Source organism: Chryseobacterium sp. JV558, assembly GCF_033712365.1.
Taxonomy (GTDB): domain Bacteria; phylum Bacteroidota; class Bacteroidia; order Flavobacteriales; family Weeksellaceae; genus Chryseobacterium.
In genome coordinates, this window is record NZ_WJHU01000003.1 from 625,798 (window position 1) to 638,294 (window position 12,497).

Sequence of the window (12,497 nt, forward strand, 5' to 3'; positions counted from 1 at the left end):
AAGAAAATGAAAAAGATATTATTGACGTTTTTGATTATTTATGGCTTTGGATTAAATGCCCAGAGGACAGATTATGATTGGAAAAAGATGGATCCTAAACAAAGGAAAGAAGTCATCAATAATCTTTCTCCGGAAGAGAGAAAAGATTTCCTGAAGAAATTCAGGAACAATATGATTATGGATAATCTGAATGTCGATCCGGGTGATAAAGCCGAATTTACACAATTGTATAATGAATATCTGGATAGCCAGAAGCAAATAAAAAGTCAGTTTGATCCAGGCTTTGACCCTGAAACCCTAACCGATGAAGAAGCAAAAGCTAAATTGCAGCAAAGCTTTGAAGTAGGGCAGAAGCTGCTGGATAACAGAAAAAAATATGCTGATAAAATGCAGCAGATAATTCCCTGCCAAAAAGTTCTGAAGTTATTTCAATCCGAGAAAATGATGAAAGATAAAATGGATGAAAGAAAACCTCACGGAAACAATAATGCTTCGGGACCTAAGCAGAACCCATAATAGTTTATTTTTTTAATGTTGGACGGCTCTTACAGATTTTCTGTGAGAGCCGTTTGATTTTGCTCTAAATTCCTATTTTTGCCGAAAACTAACAATGAAAAAATTATTTTTCTTCTTTTTGCTTTCATCTTTATGGCCAGCTCAAAAGACAGAATTTATTGAGCTTAATAATAATCTTAAAGATAGAAAAGGGCTTACAAAATCACTTACCTTTATTGATAGTAGGTCAGATAGAAATATAGGAAGCATTCAGGACAAAAAAGATATTGTTCAACTGAAATTTGCAAATGACGACCTTAAAGGATTTATTGAAAACAGATTCAGAGAAGATAATAAAGTGTTTGGAAATAATGATATTGTCCTGATGCTGGAAGACCTGAAGGTTTATGAAGAACAGGATAGTAACCGTACATTTCCTTATGCAAAAGCCAGAATTAAACTTTCAAGTTTTATTAAAAGAAATGATAAATATTATTTCATTGGAAGATATAATAATGTAATTGTTTCTAATCCGAAAATAATTGCACATTCGTCGAAAGACTTGGCAGATACTATTTCTGAAATATTCAATCAATTTATCAAAGCTTCTTATTATCCCAATATTGCCCAAGGGTATTTTATTCCTGAAAATGAAATCATCAGATATGAAGAATTTTTAAACAAAGGATACAAAGCTTTTAATAATGATGCTCTTAATGAGGGAGTCTATACCAGCTTTCAAGCGTTTCATAATCAGGAGCCGGATCCTGAATACTCCGTCAAAAGAAATAAAAAAGGAAATGTGGTTCAGTTAAATTATAATGGTCAGGAAACTTCTCTTTTTAAAATGTATTGCTATGTAGAAAACGGAAAAGCTTATAAAACAACACCAGTAGGAATGGATGAAATAAAAAAAGATTCCAGAGGTTTTTTCATTTATTCTTCAAGAACCAATCTTTTTGCAGCCAATCAAACTGGAGGATTATTTGTAGGAGCCTTAGCAGGAGGTTTGGTAGGGGCATTAATTGGTGCTGCCATAGATTCCTCATCCAGTACCAATGCAGGAGCTGTTCAAGGTGTTGGTTTCAGATCTACGATGGAATCTAATGTTTATCTGGATTCTTTAACCGGAGGATATATTTTTGAAAAATAAAAATGTTTCCGGATGGATTGATTAGAAAACAAGGGTTTCTATTGGAAATTTAAATAAATTCATACAATAAGATAATGAAAGACAATAATCTCTCGCTTTTTTTTATCTTTGCAAATTACAAGATTCTTAAATGAAAAACATACGAAATTTTTGCATAATCGCTCATATCGACCACGGTAAAAGTACCTTGGCAGACCGTCTATTGGAGTACACGAATACGGTTACCCAAAGAGAATTACAGTCTCAGACGCTTGATGATATGGATTTGGAGAAAGAACGTGGGATTACGATCAAGTCGCACGCTATCCAGATGGATTATGAGTATAAAGGAGAAAAATATATTTTAAACCTTATTGATACACCGGGACACGTTGACTTTTCTTATGAAGTATCCCGTTCTATTGCTGCCTGTGAAGGAGCACTTCTTATCGTTGATGCTGCACAAAGTATTCAGGCACAAACCATCAGTAACCTGTATCTGGCATTGGAAAATGATTTGACGATCATTCCGATTCTAAATAAAATTGACCTTCCGTCTGCCAATCCTGAAGAAGTAACAGATGAGATTATGAATCTTATCGGATGTGAATATGAAGATGTTTTAAGAGTTTCAGGAAAAACAGGAGAAGGTGTTCACCATCTTCTGGAGCAGATCGTAGATAGAATTCCTGCACCGGTAGGAAATCCTGATGGTCCGCTTCAGGCTTTGATTTTCGACTCTGTATACAACCCGTTCAGAGGGATTGAAGCTTATTTTAAAATTGTAAACGGAAGTATTTCTAAAAATGAAAAGATCAAATTCTTTGCTACAGGGAAAGAATATGGTGCTGATGAAGTAGGTACTCTAAAACTAAAGCAGGTTCCAAAGAAAACCATTCAGTGTGGTGATGTAGGATATCTGGTTTCTGGGATTAAAGATGCCCGTGAAGTAAAAGTAGGTGATACTATTACTTCTTTTGAAAAACCAGCTGATGGACCGATTGATGGATTTGAGGAAGTAAAACCAATGGTATTTGCCGGTATTTACCCTATTGATTCTGAGGATTTTGAAGAATTAAGATTCTCTCTTGAAAAATTAAGACTGAATGATGCTTCCCTGGTTTTCGAGCCGGAAAGTTCTGCAGCACTTGGTTTTGGTTTCCGTTGCGGATTCTTAGGAATGCTTCACATGGAAATTGTTCAGGAACGTCTTGACAGAGAGTTCAATATGAACGTGATCACAACAGTACCCAACGTTTCTTATTTTGGATATACTAAAAAAGAACCTGAAGTTCCGATCTTGATCAACAACCCGTCTGAAATGATGGATCCTTCCACGATGGATAGAGTAGAAGAACCTTTCATTAAGGCTTCTATCATTACGAAATCCGATTTCGTAGGAGCCGTAATGACTTTATGTATCGAAAAAAGAGGAGAAATGGTTAACCAAAGTTATCTGACGTCAGAAAGAGTTGAATTAATTTTCAATATGCCTCTTGCTGAGGTTGTATTCGACTTCTATGACAGATTAAAATCAATCTCTAAAGGATATGCTTCATTCGATTACCACCCAATCGGATTCAGAGCTTCCAAGCTTGTAAAAATGGATATCCTGATCAATGGTGATATGGTAGATGCCTTATCTTCATTGATTCACGATTCTAATGCTTATTACATCGGTAAAAGAATGTGTGAGAAGCTTCGTGAGCTGATTCCTAGACAACAGTTTGATATTGCTGTTCAGGCTGCGTTAGGGACGAAAGTAATCGCAAGAGAAACTATTAAAGCCCTAAGAAAAGACGTTACCGCAAAATGTTATGGTGGGGATATTTCCAGAAAGCGTAAGCTATTGGAAAAGCAGAAAGAAGGTAAAAAGAAAATGAAGCAGATTGGTAGAGTAGAAGTACCGCAATCAGCATTCATGGCTGTATTAAAGCTAAATGATTAATTATTAATTCATTATAAAAAAAACCGCTTCATACGAAGCGGTTTTTTTATGGATTTATTTCTTACGTGAATATTTTATTTCCATGGTTTTGTACTCTTTCCCTGTTTTAGAATCTGGGCCGTACATTTCCAGTTTTTGAGTATTGTCATCCACAAACGTGAAAACTTCTCTGAAATCACACTCTTTTCCGGGTCTTGAAGCATCTGTCATTTTTCCTTTAAACTCGACCGATTTTGTGGAAGGATTCCAGTCTCCTTCACTATGCATGATTCCTGTTCCCATATTGTCTATCCATGTACTGACAAATTTCTTTTTGGAATTGTCATATCCTACGATGCTCATTCCCTCAAAAGGCATTCCCATAAAGTCGCCTTTGTGGTTTGTGATCTGATAGCGTCCGCCGTACATCATTTTATTGGTAGCTTCGGATTTACTCACCATAGGTTTTGCCCCGTTTTCCATCCACATAGTCGTTTCTCCGGTCCAGTTCCCATCAGATTTTGCAAGCATTTTTTGCATTTCCCCGGGAGTGGCATATTCCGTCCAGTTTTTCATAGCTGTTGCAGAATCTACAGGTTTCCATTCAGAATTGGATGTAGTAGAATCTGTTTTATCAGAACCATTGGCAGCAGTTGTTTTTCCTTTCTCACATGCTGTTAATAAAAAAGCAACAGAAAGAATTGTTAATGCATTTTTCATAATAATTTAATTTTAAGATGGTTAGAATGATAACTTAAAGATAGGAACTTTTATTATAACCGAAATTATTTTTTAATTTGAGCATAAATCGTAACTTTGTGTATTCGTAACGCAAATTAATTTATGGAGTCTCCAAAAAAATTACAAGATATAAAAGTGGCTGTAGATGCAGTTATTTTCGGATATTTTGACAAAAAAGACCTTCAGATTCTTCTGATTAAAAGAAATATTGAACCTTTTAAAGGAGGCTGGGCGCTTCCGGGAGGGCTTGTTCTTGATGATGAAAGTGTAGATGATGCCGTAAAGAGAGAACTTTATGAAGAAGCAGGCATAAAACCCGATTTTTTAGAACAACTCTATACATTTGGTAATCTGGACAGAGATCCGAGAAACAGAGTGGTTTCTGTAGCTTATCTGGGCCTTGTCAACCCATCTTATCATGAACTGTTTGCAGATTCTGATGCTGAAGATGCACAATGGTTTAGTGTCAATAAACTTCCTTTAGTGGCATTTGATCATAAAACAATTATTGAAACTGCATTAAAAAGGCTTCGTACAAAAATACAATATCAGCCGATCGGTTTCAATCTTCTCAATGAAGAATTCCCTTTTTCAGATCTTGAAAACCTTTATAAAACAATTGTAGGGCAGGAAATTGACAGAAGAAACTTCCGCAAGAAAATCATGAGCTACGGATTGCTTAATGAGACCAACAACGTTAAAAAAGAAGGCAGCGGCAGACCAGGAAAACTTTTTACTTTCAATAAGGAAAAGTATAATGAGCTGGAAGAGCAGGGCTTTTATTTTGAAATTAAATAGTTATATCTAAACACAAAGCTCACAAATGCTTTGCACAAATATCCACTAATATTTATAAAACGTTTTCGGAGCAAAAGTATAAATTATCAATTGACAATATTCAATAGGAACGGGCTTTAGCCCGTTTTTTTATCATCATATTCCAATGGCTTTAGCCAAAGTTTATTAAAAATTTGTGTTATTTGTGATATGAATTTGGGTTATTCGTGTTTTATAAAATTGAATTTTTATTGCTGTAAATCAATTAATTAACTTTATTAGTGTAAAATTAACGCAAATAAATTTGGTGCAAAGACTGATAATATTTTAAATTTGTGTAGAAATAACGCAATCGTGAAATACACCATACAAAATATTATAGATCGTTTTCAGAAGAAACAGAGGATAAAGTTTCTCTTTTTCTGGGGGCACACGGCAAAGGATATTGTAACCAAATCATGCTTCAGCCAATGGTTTCCTGGAAAATTTGAAGAAAACGGGATCATATATAAAACGGCAGAACATTATATGATGGCCGGAAAAGCAAGATTATTTAATGATCCCGAAACAGAAGAGGAAATCTTAAAAGCAGCAACTCCCAATCAGGCAAAAGCCTTGGGAAGAAAAGTAAAAAACTTTGATCCGAAACTTTGGGATGAACATAAATATGAAATTGTAACCCAAGGAAACCTTTTAAAATTCTCTCAAAATCAGAAATTTAAAGACTTTCTTTTGTCAACTAGTGATAAAATTCTAGTAGAAACAAGTCCATATGACAGAATCTGGGGTATCGGAATGCTGGAAACTGATAGCAGAGCGGAAAATCCTTTACTCTGGAACGGAGAAAATCTTTTAGGATTTGCTTTGATGGAAGTAAGAGATCAATTAAGAAAGTAAAAACACAACACCAATACAAAATAGAAATCATGGAAAAAACAGAATTACACCCACAGATATTTCTGATTGAAGATTTTCTGAATGAAACAGAATGTGATCATTATATCAGCCTATCACAGGAAAAAGTTTTTGAAGAAGCAAAGATCAATGTCTTTGGAAGACAGCAGATGAATAAAGGAGTCCGAAATAATGACCGGCTGATGATCTTTGATGAAGCGATAGCTGAAGATCTGTTTAAAAAAGCATCTGAATTCCTGCCTCAGGAATACGATGGATATCAGCTTCTTAACTTCAATGAAATGCTTAGGATTTATAAATATTCTCCTGGACAGCAATTTAAAATGCATAGAGACGGAAGTTACATCAGAAATGAGAAAGAGAAAAGTCTTTTCACGTTTATGATCTACCTGAATGATGATTTTGAAGGAGGTGAAACAGAATTTGAAAACCTGTTTACAGTGGAACCAAAGAAAGGAACAGCCCTTATTTTTCATCACCCTCTGAGACATGAAGGAAAGACTTTGATGAGTGGACTGAAGTATGTTTTAAGAACTGATATTATGTATTCTAAGGAATAAGTTATTCTTAAAGAAGAAAGGCATTGTCATGTCTTGTTTAATTAGCGTAATATTAACACAAATAAAAATATTTGATCATGGAAGATGAATTAAAACCAAGGTTTATCGAATCATTACAGAGAAATAATGATCAGATCAGAGAAGACCGTGCAAAGATCATCGGGGGAGATTCCGAATTGATTTACAGACGCAGAGTTGAAGATATCGAATTAAAAATTAAAAGACTCGAGCGGGAACAGGAAGGGCTTATTGATATCAGTCCTTTAGACAGGAACAGTCTGACATTTGCGGATTTCAATCCCGAATCATTCGTTCAGAAAGACATGGAATTATCATTAACAATCAGAAATCTGAATATTCAGCTTGAAGTAACACAAAAGAGATTTGAATATTTATTTGGAAAAACACTTTAATCATGGGAAGTACAAGATACGATTTAGACGCTCGTTATGATAGAGCAAGTAAAGCAGGATACAAAACAAAATCTGCAGGGGAAATTTTCACCCAGAATGCCAAAAGAATGGCTCATGAATCAATGAATCCTCACGGAATTTCTTTCAGAGAATCCAGAGACTCAGAAGTTCACCCCAACTCAGTTCCTATTATTTTAGGACTGGATGTTACAGGAAGTATGGGACATATTCCTCATGAACTGATCAGGGACGGATTGCCTAAACTGATGGGAGGAATTATCCAGGGAGGTGTTCCGGATCCCGCTTTGTTATTCTTGGGAATAGGAGATCATGAATGTGACGGTTACCCGCTTCAGGTGGGACAGTTTGAGTCCGGAGATGCAGAGTTGGATATGTGGCTTACCAGAACTTATATTGAATCAGGTGGCGGTGGAAATGCTGGAGAAAGCTATCTGTTAGCATGGTATTTCGCAGCATTCCATACCAGAACAGACGCCTTTGAAAAAAGAAAACAAAAAGGATTACTGTTTACCGTGGGAGATGAACCCTGTTTGAAAATACTTCCTGCTTCTGCCATCAAAGAAATTATGGGAAAAGGACAGCAAACCTACACTCATCTTGAATTACTTGAAGAAGTAAAAAAGAAGTATGAAGTATACCACATCAGTGTTTTACATTCAGATCAGGCACTGAGAGCAGACGGTGGATGGAGAGAATTATTAGGACAAAATTGTATCTCCATAGAAGATCACAGAGAAATCCCGAATGTTATTAAAGGAATCATCTGCGATAAGTTTAAAAACCAAACCTTTGGAACGGCAGGAACAGAAGGGTTAGATCAGTTTAAAATGCTTTAAAACAGAGCAATTGCCATTAGGAAAATTAAAACACAAATGATGTTGGCAAAAGCTTAAAAAAAATAAAAGGACATGAAAAAGGCGCAAATAGTAATAGGACTTGGCTTTGGGGATGAAGGAAAAGGGATCACTACAGATTTTCTGGCTTCTCAAAATCCGGAGGCGGTGGTAATCCGGTTTTCAGGAGGTCAGCAGGCCGCTCATACAGTGATGATTGATGATAGAAAGCATATACATTCAAGCTTTGCCAGCGGATCTCTTCGCGGATTACCTTCTTACTTTACAGAGCATTGCACTGTTCATCCGGTCTTTCTGCTTAATGAGAGAGAAGAATTGAAAACAAAAAATGGAAATATCGAGCTGTATATTCATCCACTGGCAAAGGTTACCACTCCTTTCGATGTATGGCAGAACAGAACCAATGCAAGAAATCTGGAACACGGAACCTGTGGAAAAGGAATAGGAGCCACCATGAAAAGACACGAAAGTCCTTATAAACTATTTGCCATAGATCTAATTTCACCTCGAGAAATGCTGGTGGAAAAGTTAAAAGGAATCGCCTATTATTATGGTTTTGCAGAGGAAAAGGATGTTGATGAACTTTTACAACCTTTTTTAGAAGCTATTGACAGCATTGATTGGAAAATAAATGATTATACCTGGCTGAATTCATTCAATCATCTTATTTTTGAAGGAAGCCAGGGTATTTTACTCGATATGGATCATGGCGTTTTTCCCAATGTGACCTATGCTCATACCACTTCAAAAAATGCCTGCGAAATCTGTAAGCTTTTAAAAATTGAAGATATTGAGATGTATTATATCACGAGGAGCTATTCAACCCGTCATGGAAACGGCTGGATGAGCAATGAAAAAGAATTGAACCTGAGAAATAATGAAGAAGAAACCTGTACATTTAATGAATATCAGAAGGAATTAAGATTTGGAGAAATAGATTACAACTTGCTGAATTACGCCTTAAAACTGGATGCAGCATATGTATTGCCAGTTAAAAAGAACCTTGTGATTACCTGCCTGGATCAGATTGATGAGAAATTTAAGGTAGAAAACCTTGATGTAGAATTTAATGCGGTCTACGGATCGTACTCTCCGTATTCAAAAGATTTTAAGCGGATTTTTTAAATCCTGAAGATACAAGTATTAATTTTATACAGATCAGAAGCAGAATATTGATAATGAATGAAAGTAAATAACCATGAAAACAATACAATATATAAAGGGAGATGCTACTTGTCCTCATGCTGAAGGAAATAAAATAATTGCTCATATCTGCAATGATATAGGAGGTTGGGGAAAAGGATTTGTAACGGCTATTTCAAAAAGATGGAAGAAACCGGAACAACAGTACCGTGAATGGTTTAAAAGCAATGAAAATTTTAATCTGGGTGAAATTCAGATTGTTCAGGCAGAAGAAGAGATCTGGGTTTGTAATATGATTGCTCAGCATAAAATCATTACTAAGTCAAATATTCTGCCTATCCGATATGAATCCGTGGAAGAATGCTTATTGAAGCTTGCTGAGGAAGCTTTGCCTCTCAATGCAAACATTAACATGCCGAGAATCGGATGTGGACTGGCAGGAGGAAAATGGGAAGAAATAGAACCTATTATTGAAAGAACACTGCTTGCAAAGAATGTAGAGGTGTATGTGTATGATTTTGAATAAATTAACAAGCAATGAAAGAATTTGAAATACGAGCAGATTATAAAAATGACACGCTGATCGTCTACCAGGCTTATAATAAAGCCATTGCACAATCAGCCGTAGAGAATCAGAAATTTACAGCTCCGTTTTCATTCAGCAGGATGACCTGGATAAAGCCTTCTTTTCTTTGGATGATGGAACGCAGCAACTATGGACAGAAATCCAATCAGGAATGTATTCTGGCAATACATATTAAAAGGGATGCCTGGGAGAAAGCTTTAAGCAAAGCAATCCTTACTTCACCAGAAAAAAGAGTTTATCCCGATCCCAGCAATTGGGAAAAAGACTTTGAAAAGGCAGAAATTTATGTGCAGTGGGATCCTGAAAGAAATATTAAAGGAACAAAACTTAATTACCGTTCCATTCAGGTTGGGATCAGCCGGTCGCTGATTGAGGAGTTCAATGAAGAATGGATTGTGAAAATAGAGGATTATACCCCTTTGGTTAAGAAAATTCTGAATCTTACCAAATCGGGAGAATTTGACAAGGCAAAGAAACTGCTGCCTGTAGAAAAAAACTATCCTCTGTCAAAAGAACTCGCTCACAGAATTGGAGCTTCAGTGTAATAAAAAAAATGAAACGTCATGAAAACAACAATATTATACAGACCGGTAGGAGAAAAAGAAATGATCCTGATTATGGAAAGTGGATTTAAAAAATTTCCTCCAAGACTGGAATGGCAGCCTATTTTTTATCCTGTTCTCAATGAAGAATATGCCTCAGAAATTGCTGAAAAATGGAATACCAGAGACGAAGCTGGAAATTATCTTGGTTTTGTAACTCAATTTGAGGTGTTGGAAGAAGTGGCAGACCAATATCCTGCACAGAATGTTGGAGCCAGAAACCACAATGAATTATGGGTTCCTTCCGAAGAACTGAACAGCTTTAATAATGCGATTGTAGGCGATATCAAAGTAACCAAGGTATTTATAGGAGGTGATTTTAAGAAAGCCGGAAATACTGAGTTGGAAGACTTGATGTTAAACATAAAAAAAACGAACAATGACCAATAAAGGAATGGCAAAAGATACGTTGGATATCCTCGCCAAAAAATATTATATCAACGAACATAACGAAAAAATAAATATAGAAAACGAGTTGGAAATCAGTAGAAAAGGAACAGCTCTTTTCACTCCGGAACAGCTTTCAGAAATGACGAAATCCTCAATGCCGGAAACGACTTTTGAAACACAGTTTGAAACAAGAAACTGTAGTTCTTTAAAAGCAATCTTAGAATTAGCTGAAGAGGAAAACCAGGAGAAACTCATGTGTCTGAACTTCGCTTCAGCAAAAAATCCCGGAGGTGGATTTATCAATGGAGCAGAAGCACAGGAAGAAAGTCTGGCAAGAACATCAGGGCTATATGAAAGCCTGCTTCAGGCTTGGGACTATTATACGATTCATCGTGCGATGGAATCCTGTTTTTATACAGATACCATGATTTACAGCCCGAAAGTTCCGGTTTTCAGAAAAGATAAAGGAGAATTGCTACCCAAACCTATTCTCTGTAATTTCATCACCTCTCCGGCAGTTAATGCAGGAGTGGTAAAACGTCAGGAACCGGAAAGAGAACATGAAATTCTGCCTGCAATGGATGTCAGAATGGATAAAATGCTTTCGCTGGCGTTGCATGAAGGGAATGAGTTGTTAATCCTGGGTGCATGGGGCTGTGGGGTGTTTAGAAATGATCCAAAAGAAATTGCAGGATTATTCAAAAAGCATCTTCAGGGGAAGTATAAAAATAAATTTAAAAAAGTGGTTTTTGCAGTTATGACGAAAAAAGAAGAAGTGCTGAAACCATTTGAAGAAATCAAATGAATATCAGATTAAAAAAATATAAAGAACAATTTCAGGAATGGCCTGAACAAGGACATCATATCATGGCTCAATATGATGATGAAAAAGTTATAGTATATCAATCCTATAGAAAAGAGATAGGAGAGTTTGCTGTTAAAAACCAATTCTTTGGCGGAGATTTCAGTCTCGAAAGAATGACCTGGATAAAACCTAATTTCCTTTGGATGATGTACCGTAATGGCTGGGGTAGAAAAGAAGGTCAGGAATGCGTTTTGGCAATTCATTTGAAAAAAGAAGCAATTAGAAAATATCTGGAAAATGCAGTATATTCTTCTTACAATAAAAAGCTTGGAATCTCAAGAGAAGAATGGCAGGATCAGGTGAAAAAATCGTCAGTGAGACTGCAGTGGGATCCGGATCATGATCCATTTGGGAATAAACTGGAACGGAGAGCAATCCAAATAGGTTTGCGAAATGAATTTACCCGCTCTTTTGCCAAAGACGATATTATTTTAATTGAAAATATTTCAGATTTTGTGAAAGAACAGTACCAGTTCGTTTTAAATGATGATTTGGATAATCTGATCATTCCTGAAGAAAAACCGTTATTATTTGATGATGAAATTTTAAACAAAAAGTTGAATCTGCAATGAAAATTGAATTAATAAAAGGCGATATCACAAAGATACAAGCCGATGCAATTGTCAACGCCGCCAATTCTTCCTTATTGGGTGGAGGCGGAGTGGATGGAGCAATTCACAGAGCAGGAGGTCCAGTGATATTAGAAGAATGCAGAGCAATCAGAAACAGACAAGGCAAATGCAATACTGGTGAAGCTGTAGTAACAAGTGCAGGAAACCTTCCTGCAAAGTATGTTATTCATACAGTTGGTCCGGTTTGGAATGGAAATGAGGAAAAAGAATCAAGACTTTTGGCCAACTGTTATAGTAATTCCTTGAAATTAGCAGAAAATTTTGGTGCGAAAACCATTGCTTTTCCTAGTATAAGTACAGGAGTATATAGATTTCCAAAAGATATGGCAGGAAAAATTGCTGTAGATACGGTCAGAAATTTTAAGTCAGATATCATTGAGAAAGTTATTTTTGTGTGCTTTGATGAGGAGAATGAAATGATTTATAAAAAACTATTAGATTAAA

The 12,497-nt window shown here is 36.0% G+C and carries 16 protein-coding genes; 15 read left to right on the forward strand and 1 reads right to left on the reverse strand.

Annotation, left to right across the window (positions count from 1 at the left end; all coding sequences use genetic code 11):
- Positions 1 to 6 precede the first annotated feature (6 nt).
- From GFU89_RS13810 to lepA, 3 genes are all read left to right on the forward strand, one after another.
- Entirely contained in the window at positions 7 to 516 is a 510-nt protein-coding gene (locus GFU89_RS13810; RefSeq protein WP_318847678.1) for a hypothetical protein, read from the forward strand.
- Between the two features lie 94 nt (positions 517 to 610).
- A complete protein-coding gene (locus GFU89_RS13815) occupies positions 611 to 1,648 on the forward strand; it encodes a hypothetical protein (protein WP_318847679.1) in 1,038 nt (345 codons plus the stop codon).
- Between the two features lie 130 nt (positions 1,649 to 1,778).
- Positions 1,779 to 3,575 (forward strand): translation elongation factor 4, encoded by a 1,797-nt coding sequence (gene lepA / locus GFU89_RS13820; protein WP_318847680.1) that lies wholly within the window; start codon positions 1,779 to 1,781, stop codon positions 3,573 to 3,575.
- A 54-nt stretch (positions 3,576 to 3,629) separates the two neighbouring features.
- Here the strand turns inward: lepA and GFU89_RS13825 are convergent, their stop codons facing one another.
- Positions 3,630 to 4,274, reverse strand: a complete 645-nt coding sequence (locus tag GFU89_RS13825) for a DUF1579 domain-containing protein (RefSeq protein WP_318847681.1) — start codon at positions 4,272 to 4,274, stop codon at positions 3,630 to 3,632.
- 123 nt (positions 4,275 to 4,397) lie between these two features.
- Between GFU89_RS13825 and GFU89_RS13830 the strand changes: the two genes are divergently transcribed.
- From GFU89_RS13830 to GFU89_RS13885, 12 genes are all read left to right on the forward strand, one after another.
- Complete coding sequence (locus tag GFU89_RS13830; RefSeq protein WP_318847682.1) at positions 4,398 to 5,093, forward strand: NUDIX hydrolase; 696 nt, start codon at positions 4,398 to 4,400, stop codon at positions 5,091 to 5,093.
- A 333-nt stretch (positions 5,094 to 5,426) separates the two neighbouring features.
- Positions 5,427 to 5,969 (forward strand): NADAR family protein, encoded by a 543-nt coding sequence (locus GFU89_RS13835; protein WP_318847683.1) that lies wholly within the window; start codon positions 5,427 to 5,429, stop codon positions 5,967 to 5,969.
- 29 nt (positions 5,970 to 5,998) lie between these two features.
- Entirely contained in the window at positions 5,999 to 6,547 is a 549-nt protein-coding gene (locus tag GFU89_RS13840) for a 2OG-Fe(II) oxygenase (RefSeq protein WP_318847684.1), read from the forward strand.
- A 77-nt stretch (positions 6,548 to 6,624) separates the two neighbouring features.
- Positions 6,625 to 6,960 carry a hypothetical protein gene (locus tag GFU89_RS13845; protein ID WP_318847685.1) on the forward strand — a complete coding sequence of 112 codons (336 nt, stop codon included), beginning with the start codon at positions 6,625 to 6,627 and terminating at the stop codon, positions 6,958 to 6,960.
- Between the two features lie 2 nt (positions 6,961 to 6,962).
- Positions 6,963 to 7,817, forward strand: a complete 855-nt coding sequence (locus GFU89_RS13850; protein WP_318847686.1) for a hypothetical protein — start codon at positions 6,963 to 6,965, stop codon at positions 7,815 to 7,817.
- Between the two features lie 72 nt (positions 7,818 to 7,889).
- Positions 7,890 to 8,960, forward strand: a complete 1,071-nt coding sequence (locus GFU89_RS13855; protein WP_318847687.1) for an adenylosuccinate synthetase — start codon at positions 7,890 to 7,892, stop codon at positions 8,958 to 8,960.
- 73 nt (positions 8,961 to 9,033) lie between these two features.
- The gene (locus tag GFU89_RS13860; protein ID WP_318847688.1) at positions 9,034 to 9,504 is read left to right on the forward strand and encodes a macro domain-containing protein; all 471 of its coding nucleotides are present in this window, start codon (positions 9,034 to 9,036) and stop codon (positions 9,502 to 9,504) included.
- 11 nt (positions 9,505 to 9,515) lie between these two features.
- Positions 9,516 to 10,109 (forward strand): DUF4291 domain-containing protein, encoded by a 594-nt coding sequence (locus GFU89_RS13865; RefSeq protein WP_318847689.1) that lies wholly within the window; start codon positions 9,516 to 9,518, stop codon positions 10,107 to 10,109.
- An 18-nt stretch (positions 10,110 to 10,127) separates the two neighbouring features.
- The gene (locus GFU89_RS13870) at positions 10,128 to 10,556 is read left to right on the forward strand and encodes an ADP-ribosylation/crystallin J1 (protein WP_318847690.1); all 429 of its coding nucleotides are present in this window, start codon (positions 10,128 to 10,130) and stop codon (positions 10,554 to 10,556) included.
- A complete protein-coding gene (locus GFU89_RS13875) occupies positions 10,546 to 11,361 on the forward strand; it encodes a TIGR02452 family protein (protein WP_318847691.1) in 816 nt (271 codons plus the stop codon). The genes GFU89_RS13870 and GFU89_RS13875 overlap by 11 nt, the downstream gene beginning before the upstream one ends.
- Complete coding sequence (locus GFU89_RS13880) at positions 11,358 to 11,993, forward strand: DUF4291 domain-containing protein (protein ID WP_318847692.1); 636 nt, start codon at positions 11,358 to 11,360, stop codon at positions 11,991 to 11,993. Before GFU89_RS13875 ends, GFU89_RS13880 begins: the two co-directional genes overlap by 4 nt.
- On the forward strand, positions 11,990 to 12,496 hold the full coding sequence (locus GFU89_RS13885; protein ID WP_318847693.1) for an O-acetyl-ADP-ribose deacetylase: 507 nt from the start codon (positions 11,990 to 11,992) through the stop codon (positions 12,494 to 12,496). Before GFU89_RS13880 ends, GFU89_RS13885 begins: the two co-directional genes overlap by 4 nt.
- Position 12,497 lies beyond the last annotated feature (1 nt).

Excerpts from the sequence above, each read along its gene's own strand:
- GFU89_RS13810 (WP_318847678.1), top strand. The coding sequence starts at position 7 with ATGAAAAAGATATTATTGACGTTTTTGATTATTTATGGCTTTGGATTA.
- GFU89_RS13815 (WP_318847679.1), top strand. The coding sequence starts at position 611 with ATGAAAAAATTATTTTTCTTCTTTTTGCTTTCATCTTTATGGCCAGCT.
- lepA (WP_318847680.1), top strand. The coding sequence starts at position 1,779 with ATGAAAAACATACGAAATTTTTGCATAATCGCTCATATCGACCACGGT.
- GFU89_RS13825 (WP_318847681.1), bottom strand. The coding sequence starts at position 4,274 with ATGAAAAATGCATTAACAATTCTTTCTGTTGCTTTTTTATTAACAGCA.
- GFU89_RS13830 (WP_318847682.1), top strand. The coding sequence starts at position 4,398 with ATGGAGTCTCCAAAAAAATTACAAGATATAAAAGTGGCTGTAGATGCA.
- GFU89_RS13840 (WP_318847684.1), top strand. The coding sequence starts at position 5,999 with ATGGAAAAAACAGAATTACACCCACAGATATTTCTGATTGAAGATTTT.
- GFU89_RS13845 (WP_318847685.1), top strand. The coding sequence starts at position 6,625 with ATGGAAGATGAATTAAAACCAAGGTTTATCGAATCATTACAGAGAAAT.
- GFU89_RS13850 (WP_318847686.1), top strand. The coding sequence starts at position 6,963 with ATGGGAAGTACAAGATACGATTTAGACGCTCGTTATGATAGAGCAAGT.
- GFU89_RS13855 (WP_318847687.1), top strand. The coding sequence starts at position 7,890 with ATGAAAAAGGCGCAAATAGTAATAGGACTTGGCTTTGGGGATGAAGGA.
- GFU89_RS13860 (WP_318847688.1), top strand. The coding sequence starts at position 9,034 with ATGAAAACAATACAATATATAAAGGGAGATGCTACTTGTCCTCATGCT.
- GFU89_RS13865 (WP_318847689.1), top strand. The coding sequence starts at position 9,516 with ATGAAAGAATTTGAAATACGAGCAGATTATAAAAATGACACGCTGATC.
- GFU89_RS13870 (WP_318847690.1), top strand. The coding sequence starts at position 10,128 with ATGAAAACAACAATATTATACAGACCGGTAGGAGAAAAAGAAATGATC.
- GFU89_RS13875 (WP_318847691.1), top strand. The coding sequence starts at position 10,546 with ATGACCAATAAAGGAATGGCAAAAGATACGTTGGATATCCTCGCCAAA.
- GFU89_RS13880 (WP_318847692.1), top strand. The coding sequence starts at position 11,358 with ATGAATATCAGATTAAAAAAATATAAAGAACAATTTCAGGAATGGCCT.
- GFU89_RS13885 (WP_318847693.1), top strand. The coding sequence starts at position 11,990 with ATGAAAATTGAATTAATAAAAGGCGATATCACAAAGATACAAGCCGAT.